This window comes from Streptomyces sp. NRRL S-118 (genome assembly GCF_000716335.1).
GTDB lineage: Bacteria > Actinomycetota > Actinomycetes > Streptomycetales > Streptomycetaceae > Streptomyces.
This window is the reverse complement of the sequence record NZ_KL591017.1, coordinates 245,752-253,766: the sequence shown is the minus strand read 5'-3', so window position 1 is coordinate 253,766 and position 8,015 is coordinate 245,752. Positions and strand designations below refer to the sequence as shown.

The following is an 8,015-nucleotide window of genomic DNA, read 5'->3' as shown; positions in this document are numbered from 1 at the left end:
CCGCATGACGGAGGAGACCCCGGGCTTCGAGGAGAAGCCCGACGTCCCCTCCGGCGACGCCACCGGCGACGCCGCCGAGGCCGCCGAGACCACTTCGCCGCAGGCGGAGGAGGTCCCGGCGGACCGGGCCGGGGACGCACACGCACAGGTGGCCGGCCTGACGGCCCAGCTGGACCAGACCCGCACCGCGCTCAGCGAGCGCACGGCGGACCTCCAGCGGCTCCAGGCCGAGTACCAGAACTACCGCCGCCGGGTCGAGCGCGACCGGGTGACGGTCAAGGAGCTCGCCGTGGCGAGCCTCCTGACCGAGCTCCTGCCCGTGCTCGACGACATCGGCCGGGCCCGTGAGCACGGCGAGCTGGTGGGCGGCTTCAAGTCGGTGGCCGAATCCCTGGAGACGGTCGCCGCCAAGATGGGCCTGCAGCAGTTCGGCAAGGAGGGCGAGCCCTTCGACCCGACGATCCACGAGGCGCTCATGCACTCGTACGCACCGGACGTCAGCGAGACGACCTGCGTCGCGATCCTGCAGCCCGGGTACCGGATCGGCGAGCGGACCATCCGGCCCGCCCGTGTCGCGGTCGCCGAGCCCCAGCCGGGGGCGGCGCCCAAGGACGCCGGGAGCGCCGCGAAGGAATCCGGTACGGAGGACAAGTCCGCCGACGAGGAGAGCGGTGGCCCCGAGGAGGGCTGACGCGTTGAGGGGTAACCGGGAGGAGGGACGTCGATGAGCACGAAGGACTTCGTGGAGAAGGACTACTACAAGGTTCTCGGCGTCCCCAAGGACGCCACCGAGGCGGAGATCAAGAAGGCGTACCGGAAGCTCGCCCGTGAGTTCCACCCGGACGCCAACAAGGGCGACGCCGCCGCCGAGGCGCGCTTCAAGGAGATCTCCGAGGCGAACGACGTCCTCGGAGACCCGAAGAAGCGCAAGGAGTACGACGAGGCGCGCGCCCTCTTCGGCAACGGTGGCTTCCGCCCCGGCCCCGGTGGGGCCGGCGGCACCTTCAACTTCGACCTGGGCGACCTCTTCGGAGGTGCCCAGGGCGGGGGCGGTGCCGGTGCCGGCGGCTTCGGCGGCGGGCTCGGGGACGTGTTCGGCGGGCTGTTCGGCGGCCGCGGCGGCGCGGGCCCGCGCACGCAGCCGCGCCGTGGCCAGGACATCGAGTCCGAGGTGACGCTCAGCTTCACCGAGGCGGTCGAGGGGGCCACGGTCCCGCTGCGGATGTCCAGCCAGCAGCCGTGCAAGGCGTGTTCGGGGACGGGCGACAAGAACGGCACCCCGCGGGTCTGCCCGACCTGCGTCGGCACCGGCCAGGTGTCGCGCGGCTCGGGCGGCGGCTTCTCGCTGACCGACCCCTGCCGGGACTGCAAGGGCCGCGGCCTGATCGCGGAGAACCCCTGCGAGGTCTGCCACGGCAGCGGCCGCGCCAAGTCGTCGCGCACCATGCAGGTCCGCATCCCGGCGGGCGTGTCCGACGGGCAGCGGATCCGGCTGCGCGGCAAGGGCGCGCCCGGCGAGCGGGGCGGCCCGGCCGGTGACCTGTACGTGGTGGTGCACGTCGGTGCCCACCCGGTCTTCGGCCGCAAGGGCGACAACCTCACCGTCACGGTGCCGGTGTCGTTCGACGAGGCGGCGCTCGGCGGTGAGATAAGGGTTCCCACCCTGGGCGGGCCGCCGGTCACCCTGAAGATCCCGGCCGGTACGCCCAACGGCCGTACGATGCGCGCCCGTGGCAAGGGCGCGGTGCGCAAGGACGGTACGCGCGGGGACCTGCTCGTCACCGTCGAGGTGGCGGTGCCCGAGGGCCTCAACGACAAGGCGCGCGAGGCCCTGGAGACGTACCGTCAGGCGACGGCGGACGAGGATCCGCGAGCTGAGCTGTTCCAGGCCGCGAAGGGGGCTTGAGATGGACGGACGTCGACGCAACCCGTACGAGCTGACCGATGAGACGCCGGTCTACGTCATCTCGGTGGCGGCCCAGCTGAGCGGGCTGCACCCGCAGACGCTGCGGCAGTACGACCGGCTCGGCCTGGTCTCGCCGGACCGTACGGCGGGCCGTGGCCGGCGCTACTCGGCCCGCGACATCGAACTGCTCCGCCAGGTGCAGCAGTTGTCGCAGGACGAGGGCATCAACCTGGCCGGCATCAAGCGGATCATCGAGCTGGAGAACCAGGTCGCCGCACTCCAGGCCCGGGTCGCCGAGCTCAGTGCGGCGGTCGAGGGTGCGGCGGCGGCGATGCGCCAGCGCGAGGCCCAGGTGCACGCCTCCTACCGGCGCGACCTCGTGCCGTACCAGGACGTGCAGCAGGCCAGCGCGCTGGTGGTGTGGCGTCCGGCGGCCAAACGCGGCGAGCAGTGACGACTCCTTCCCCGGGCCCCCTTCGTCGTACGAAGGGGGCCTTCGGGCTGTACGCGGCGGTGGCGGCCCTGGTGGCCCTCACGGCGGCCTGCGACGACGGGACGGGCAGCGCGCCCCTCCCCACCCGTACGAGCGCGTCCACGGCGCCTTCCGGGCCCTCGGTGGCTCCCACCGGTCCGGAGGCCACCGAGGTCCCGGCGGGCGGCGGTGGCGGCGATGCGCGGTGCCCCGGGTCCGGCGTCCGGGTCACGACGGGACCCGTCAGCGCGGCGATGGGGGTGCGCGGCATGGGGGTGTTCCTGGTCAACTGCGGCACGGAGCCGTTCGGGGTGAGCGGTTACCCGGTGCTGGAAGTCCTCGACGAGGAGCGGGAGAAGCTGGACGTCGCCGTACGGCTCGGGGCCCACGTCGACGGCGGGGCGCGGCGCTCGGCGTTCGTGCTGCGGCCGGGGGAGCGGGCGGAGGCGTCGGTGATCTGGCGGAACACGGTGACCCGTACGGACGTCGTGGCGACGAGCGGCGCGTATCTGCGGGTGACGCCCGCGCCGGGTGTCGCGGCGCAGACGGTCGCGCCGGACGACGGCCCGCTGGACCTGGGCAACACCGGTGCGGTGGAGGTGACGCCCTGGGCGCGGCCGCGTGACTGACCTTCCGGCCGGCCCGGGTCAGTGGTCCCGTTCGAGGAGGCCGGACCGGGCGATCAGGTAACCGAGCTGGGCGCGGCTGCCGCTGCCCAGCGCGGAGGCGAGCTTGGCGATGTGCGCCCGGCAGGTCCGTACGTTCATGCCGAGGCGGCGGGCGATCGCCTCGTCGACGTGGCCCTCCACCAGCAGCTTGGCGATGGAGCGCTGAACGCCGCTGATGCCGTGGGGGTGGGGCTCGTAGGTGACGGGCTCGTCCAGCGGGATGGCCTGGAGCCAGAACTGCTCGAAGACGCCGACCAGGTACTCCACCAGCCCGGGGTGGCGCAGTTCCAGGGCGACCTGCCGGTCGCGGCTGGCGGGCACGAAGGCGACCTTGCGGTCGACGATGATGAGCCGGTCGATGATCTCTTCCAGCGTGCGCACCTCGACCTCGGGGCCGATCCGCTCCAGGTAGGACAGGGTGATGGGCTGGTGGCGCGCCGTGTGCTGGTAGAGGGTGCGCATCCGGATGCCCCGGCCCAGGAGCGGGCGGACCCGGCGCAGCGCCTCGCCGAAGGTGTGCGCGCTGCGGCCGCTGCCGGGCTGGACGGTCAGTAGTTCCACCGAGCAGTCCCCGACGGCGCGGTCCAGGCTCGCGTTGATCCGTTTCAGGCCTTCCAGCACGCTGATCGCGTGGGTGGTGGAGGGATCGTGGGCGCTGACCGCCATGAATGGCTCGAAAGCGTCGGCAAGAGCGACGGTGAGCCGCCTGCGCTCCTGTATTTCCTTCTCGATCGGCAGTATCAACTGCGCCAGGGCCGCCGACGGCGGTACGGGCCGCAGCCACTGCGCGTCGTCCGGGTCCGGTCGCAGCAGGTCGAGGTCGAGAAGGCAGGGTGCCGGCGCGACTTCCGCGCGGGAGATGCGCCCGGCCCGTAGAGCATCCGCGTAGAGCTGAGAACCGGTCTCGCAGAGCTCCATGTGGCTATGGGGATGTCCCTGTTCATCCCTATCCGGTTGCATATGTACACCCCCAGGCTTTTCCGATTCAGGAACATGATGCATTGAGCCAGTGGTGGAAGCGTGGGGAGTGAGCCATCGTCATGGCTGCGGGGGAGCGGGATGTATTACCTTCAAGTGAGGTTGCTCGGTCATGGCCAAGAAGCTCATACGCACCGTTGTCGGTGTCGCGCTCTTCGCTGCTGCGGCGGTGGGAACCGTGGCGTCCGCCGGGGATCCTGGCTGGGGCGCGAGGACGCCGCACGTCGCGGAGGCCAAGGATCCGGGCTGGGGTGTGGCGACGCAGAGCGTCACCGCGGCCCAGGACCCGGGCTGGGAGTCGGCTCCCAGCGCCGCCGATCCCGGCTGGGGGTCCGTGGGGGCATGACAGTTCCCGAAGACCCTCGCTTCCGGCGTGAGATGGCGTCCGCCTACCGCTCGGGGTGGCACTTCATCGACCTCGTCACGGCCGTGCCGCACAGTGGCGATTCGTTGATGGTCACCCTCTTCGGAGAGCCGATCGTCATCACGCGCGGCGACGACGAGGACATCCGCGCCTACCGGTGTCTGCGCCGTCCCAGGGGCGCCCCGCAGCCCGTCCGGTGCGCCATTCGTTACGGCATGATTTTCGTCAACCTCGACCAGCGCGATCATCAGCTCGTCGAGGTGGAGACCACCACCGCCACCCCCCGCAGCGCCTGAGCGGTTCCCCCGTCGTTGTAGATCGCTCAGGTGCTTCCCCCACACAGCGGCACCATCGCGGACCTGAAACGCGATGGTGCCGCTGTGCTGTGCCCGCACAGCGACGCGCCGCGCGACCAGGGCCTGTCCTTCGGTACGGCCGGATCAGGGCGCGTGGCCCGGTGCGCGTGCCCGGCAGGATCCGGAAGACCGGCCCTACGCCCGCCCCATCGCCCGCGTCAGCGCGATCTCGATGACGACCCGGTCCGGGTTGGGTGACGGCGTACGGCCGTAGCGCTCCGCGTACCGGGCGACCGCGTCCGCCACGGCCTCCGGCTCCGTCCGGATCCGCGCGACGCCCTCCAGGGTCGCCCAGCGCCCCTTGTCCACCTGGCAGACCGCGACCCGCGCGCCGTCCGTGCCCGCGGCCAGGACGTTGGCCACCTTCCGGCTGCGCTTGTTGGTGATGACCCGGGCGATGCCCTTCTCGCCGCCCTCGGGGTCGTAGGTCACGCCGACCGCGACGACGTGCGGAGTGCCGTCGGGACGGGGCGTCGTCAGGGTGCACATGTGGTACTCGCGCCAGAAGCCGAGGTACGAGTCGCCGGGGTTCCGCAGGTCTATGGCCATGGGCCGGAACCTACCCGGGGCCGCTACCGCCCACCACCTTGAGTGGAATAGACTCAACTTTGTGTACGTTGTATGAGTAAAGGCTTCTCAGGGCTCAGAAGGAGGAGAAAGCGAACGTGGACGCCGAGCTGACCAACCGGAGCCGGGACGCCCTCAACGCCGCCACCAGCCGCGCCGTGTCCGAGGGGCATCCCGATCTGACCCCCGCGCACCTGCTGCTCGCGCTGCTCGAGGGCCAGGACAACGAGAACATCATCGACCTGCTGGCCGCCGTCGAGGCCGACCAGGCCGGCGTGCGCTCGGCGGCCGAGCGGCTGCTCGCCGCCCAGCCCAGCGTCACCGGATCCACCGTCGCGCCCCCGCAGCCCAACCGTGACCTGCTCGCCGTCGTCGCCGACGCCTCGCAGCGCGCCAAGGAGCTCGGCGACGACTACGTGTCGACGGAGCACCTGCTCATCGGCATCGCGGCCAAGGGCGGCCAGGCCGCCGAGGAACTCGACCGGCAGGGCGCGAACGCCAGGAAGCTGCTGGACGCCTTCGAGAAGGCAAGGGGAGGACGCCGGGTGACCACACCCGATCCGGAGGGCCAGTACAAGGCCCTGGAGAAGTTCGGCACCGACTTCACCGCCGCCGCGCGCGAGGGCAAGCTCGACCCGGTCATCGGCCGGGACCAGGAGATCCGCCGCGTGGTGCAGGTGCTGTCCCGCCGTACGAAGAACAACCCGGTGCTCATCGGTGAGCCCGGTGTCGGCAAGACCGCCGTCGTCGAGGGACTCGCCCAGCGCATCGTCAAGGGCGACGTGCCCGAGAGCCTGAAGAACAAGCGGCTGGTCGCGCTCGACCTGGGCGCCATGGTGGCCGGCGCGAAGTACCGCGGCGAGTTCGAGGAGCGGCTGAAGACCGTCCTGTCCGAGATCAAGGACAGCGACGGCCAGATCATCACGTTCATCGACGAGCTGCACACGGTCGTCGGCGCGGGCGCCGGCGGCGACTCCGCCATGGACGCGGGCAACATGCTCAAGCCGATGCTCGCCCGCGGCGAGCTGCGCATGGTCGGCGCCACCACCCTGGACGAGTACCGCGAGCGCATCGAGAAGGACCCCGCCCTGGAACGCCGCTTCCAGCAGGTCCTGGTCGCCGAGCCGACGGTCGAGGACACCATCGCCATCCTCCGCGGCCTCAAGGGCCGGTACGAGGCCCACCACAAGGTCCAGATCGCCGACTCCGCGCTCGTCGCGGCCGCCACGCTCTCCGACCGCTACATCACCTCGCGCTTCCTGCCCGACAAGGCCATCGACCTCGTCGACGAGGCCGCGTCCCGGCTGCGCATGGAGATCGACTCCTCGCCCGTCGAGATCGACGAGCTGCAGCGCGCCGTCGACCGCCTCCGCATGGAGGAGCTGGCGCTGAAGAACGAGTCCGACCCCGGCTCGCTGCAGCGCCTGGAGAAGCTGCGCCGCGACCTCGCCGACAAGGAGGAGGAGCTGCGCGGCCTGACCGCCCGCTGGGAGAAGGAGAAGCAGGGCCTCAACCGCGTCGGTGAGCTGAAGGAGAGGCTGGACGACCTGCGCGGCCAGGCCGAGCGCGCCCAGCGCGACGGTGACTTCGACACCGCCTCCAAGCTGCTGTACGGCGAGATCCCCGCCCTGGAGCGGGAGCTGGAGGCGGCCAGCGAGGCCGAGCAGGAGGCCGCCCGGGACACGATGGTCAAGGACGAGGTCGGCGCCGACGACATCGCCGACGTCGTCGGCTCCTGGACCGGCATCCCGGCCGGCCGCCTGCTGGAGGGCGAGACGCAGAAGCTGCTGCGCATGGAGGAGGAGATCGGCCGCCGCCTGATCGGCCAGAGCGAGGCCGTGCGGGCGGTGTCGGACGCGGTGCGCCGCACCCGCGCCGGCATCTCCGACCCCGACCGCCCCACCGGCTCGTTCCTGTTCCTCGGCCCGACCGGCGTCGGCAAGACCGAGCTGGCCAAGGCGCTCGCCGACTTCCTCTTCGACGACGAGCGGGCCATGGTCCGCATCGACATGAGCGAGTACGGCGAGAAGCACAGCGTCGCCCGGCTCGTCGGCGCGCCCCCCGGCTACGTCGGGTACGAGGAGGGCGGCCAGCTCACCGAAGCGGTCCGCCGCCGCCCGTACAGCGTGGTGCTGCTGGACGAGGTGGAGAAGGCCCACCCGGAGGTCTTCGACATCCTGCTCCAGGTGCTGGACGACGGCCGGCTGACCGACGGGCAGGGCCGCACGGTCGACTTCCGCAACACCATCCTGATCCTCACCTCCAACCTCGGCAGCACCTTCCTGATGGACCCGCTGACCCCGGAGGAGCAGAAGAAGGAGCAGGTGCTGGAGGTGGTGCGGGCCTCCTTCAAGCCGGAGTTCCTCAACCGCCTCGACGACATCGTCGTGTTCACCGCCCTCGACCGGGACCAGCTCGCCCACATCGCGCGGCTCCAGATCGACCGCCTGGCACGGCGCCTCGCCGAGCGCCGGCTCACCCTGGAGGTCACCCCCGAGGCCCTGGACTGGATCGCCGTGGAGGGCTTCGACCCGGCGTACGGCGCCCGCCCGCTGCGCCGTCTGGTCCAGACGGCCATCGGCGACCGGCTCGCCAGGGAGATCCTCGCCGGCGAGGTCAAGGACGGCGACACGGTCCGGGTGGACCGCGCCGGCGACGACCTGATCGTCGGCGTCACCCGGTAGGCGCAGGGGATCCGCCGGCC

At 71.7% G+C, this 8,015-nt stretch carries 9 protein-coding genes; 7 read left to right on the top strand and 2 right to left on the bottom strand.

Annotation, left to right across the window (positions count from 1 at the left end; genetic code table 11):
* Positions 1-4: 4 nt before the first annotated feature.
* From grpE to IH00_RS0126205, 4 genes are read left to right on the top strand one after another with little or no spacing between them, the layout of a single operon-like run.
* A complete protein-coding gene (grpE, locus tag IH00_RS0126220) occupies positions 5-691 on the top strand; it encodes a nucleotide exchange factor GrpE (protein WP_031077746.1) in 687 nt (228 codons plus the stop codon).
* A 33-nt stretch (positions 692-724) separates the two neighbouring features.
* A complete protein-coding gene (dnaJ, locus tag IH00_RS0126215; protein WP_031077744.1) occupies positions 725-1,906 on the top strand; it encodes a molecular chaperone DnaJ in 1,182 nt (393 codons plus the stop codon).
* A 1-nt stretch (position 1,907) separates the two neighbouring features.
* On the top strand, positions 1,908-2,360 hold the full coding sequence (locus IH00_RS0126210) for a heat shock protein transcriptional repressor HspR (protein WP_031077743.1): 453 nt from the start codon (positions 1,908-1,910) through the stop codon (positions 2,358-2,360).
* The gene (locus IH00_RS0126205; RefSeq protein WP_199819809.1) at positions 2,357-3,007 is read left to right on the top strand and encodes a DUF4232 domain-containing protein; all 651 of its coding nucleotides are present in this window, start codon (positions 2,357-2,359) and stop codon (positions 3,005-3,007) included. Before IH00_RS0126210 ends, IH00_RS0126205 begins: the two co-directional genes overlap by 4 nt.
* An 18-nt stretch (positions 3,008-3,025) precedes the next feature.
* Here IH00_RS0126205 and IH00_RS0126200 read toward each other — a convergent pair whose 3' ends face one another.
* On the bottom strand, positions 3,026-3,964 hold the full coding sequence (locus IH00_RS0126200) for a helix-turn-helix transcriptional regulator (RefSeq protein WP_234334959.1): 939 nt from the start codon (positions 3,962-3,964) through the stop codon (positions 3,026-3,028).
* A 172-nt stretch (positions 3,965-4,136) separates the two neighbouring features.
* Here IH00_RS0126200 and IH00_RS0126195 point away from each other — a divergent pair, with 172 nt between their 5' ends.
* Together IH00_RS0126195 and IH00_RS0126190 are read left to right on the top strand one after the other, a co-directional pair.
* Positions 4,137-4,370: a hypothetical protein gene (locus IH00_RS0126195; protein WP_031077736.1), complete on the top strand. Its 234-nt coding sequence runs from the start codon at positions 4,137-4,139 to the stop codon at positions 4,368-4,370.
* Complete coding sequence (locus tag IH00_RS0126190) at positions 4,367-4,684, top strand: Rieske (2Fe-2S) protein (protein ID WP_078887968.1); 318 nt, start codon at positions 4,367-4,369, stop codon at positions 4,682-4,684. Before IH00_RS0126195 ends, IH00_RS0126190 begins: the two co-directional genes overlap by 4 nt.
* A gap of 195 nt (positions 4,685-4,879) precedes the next feature.
* Here the strand turns inward: IH00_RS0126190 and IH00_RS0126185 are convergent, their stop codons facing one another.
* The gene (locus tag IH00_RS0126185) at positions 4,880-5,293 is read right to left on the bottom strand and encodes a pyridoxamine 5'-phosphate oxidase family protein (protein WP_031077731.1); all 414 of its coding nucleotides are present in this window, start codon (positions 5,291-5,293) and stop codon (positions 4,880-4,882) included.
* 116 nt (positions 5,294-5,409) lie between these two features.
* Between IH00_RS0126185 and clpB the strand changes: the two genes are divergently transcribed.
* Positions 5,410-7,995, top strand: a complete 2,586-nt coding sequence (clpB, locus tag IH00_RS0126180; RefSeq protein ID WP_031077728.1) for an ATP-dependent chaperone ClpB — start codon at positions 5,410-5,412, stop codon at positions 7,993-7,995.
* The last annotated feature ends 20 nt before the right edge of the window (positions 7,996-8,015 follow it).